General features: G+C 71.4%; 1 protein-coding gene and 1 pseudogene. One reads left to right on the forward strand and one right to left on the reverse strand.

Going from position 1 to position 977, the window contains the following annotated elements:
- Positions 1-125, reverse strand: a pseudogene (locus tag GTW43_RS26115) (alpha/beta hydrolase); the annotation flags it as partial.
- Between the two features lie 177 nt (positions 126-302).
- Between GTW43_RS26115 and GTW43_RS26120 the strand changes: the two are divergent.
- On the forward strand, positions 303-959 hold the full coding sequence (locus GTW43_RS26120) for a TetR/AcrR family transcriptional regulator (protein ID WP_161304435.1): 657 nt from the start codon (positions 303-305) through the stop codon (positions 957-959).
- Positions 960-977: the final 18 nt, after the last annotated feature.

The raw sequence follows: 977 nt of genomic DNA on the forward strand, positions 1-977 counted from the left end.
ACCGGCCGGGCCGCGGCCGACGCCCTGAACCGGTTCTCGGCGTCGCGGTAGGCCAGGAGTTCCTCGGTCGTGATCGTGGTGAAGTCGGGCTCCGGCGGCCGGGTCACCACAGTGCTCTCGCTCATGTCTCCGTCTCCCCTCCCGGCGCTCGCCGGGTGCGTCATGTGCGGTCGGACCGTGCGCGGTTCCAGTATGCACGCACTGCGTGCATGAGCAAGTGCATCAGTGAGTGCACGACCGGAGACAAGGGTGGGCGCACGGTGTGCCGCGTCGACTAGGCTGAGCCGGTCGAAAGGGGCGAGATGACGGGCCGACGGCGCTGGTCGACCGAGGAGATCCTGGACACGGCGGCGGAGCTGCTGCGCACGAGCGACGCGGAGTCGTTCAGCGTGCGCAAGCTCGCCGCGACGCTCGGGACCGACTCCTCCAGCCTCTACCGGCACTTCCGCAACAAGACGGAGCTGATGCGCGCGGTCGCCGACCGGATCCTCCTGGCCGCGATGGACGGCCATCGCCCCGAGGGCGACTGGAAGCAGCGCATCACCACGCTCGCCCTGCGCCTGCGCGAGGCCTTCGGCGAACAGCCCCAGGTCGCCGCCGTGTGGGGGCGTTACGCATCGGGCGGAACCGGGTCCCGGCTGGTCATGGAGGAGGTACTGCAGGCGCTGCGCGCCTCCGGGCTGCCCGACGAGGAGATCCCCGCGCGGTACCACCGCATCGTGATCCTCCTCTCGGCGCTGATCGCCTCCGAGGCCGGCGTCGGCTCCCTGACCTCCACCGAGTACGAGCAGGGCATCGAGCAGTTCCGCGTCGCGGTCCTCGGCGCCGACCCCGAGCGCTATCCCGCGCTGGCCCATTTCGCCCGCGACATCCGCCCTCTGGGGGCGGACCGCCGCGCGGCGTTCGAGGAGATCCTGGCGGCCCATCTGGCACAGATCGAGGCGGAGATCGCCCGCTGACGCCTCGTTCGGGCGCGG

The sequence above is a fragment of the Streptomyces sp. SID5785 genome (genome assembly GCF_009870065.1).
In the GTDB taxonomy this organism is placed as follows: Bacteria; Actinomycetota; Actinomycetes; order Streptomycetales; family Streptomycetaceae; genus Streptomyces.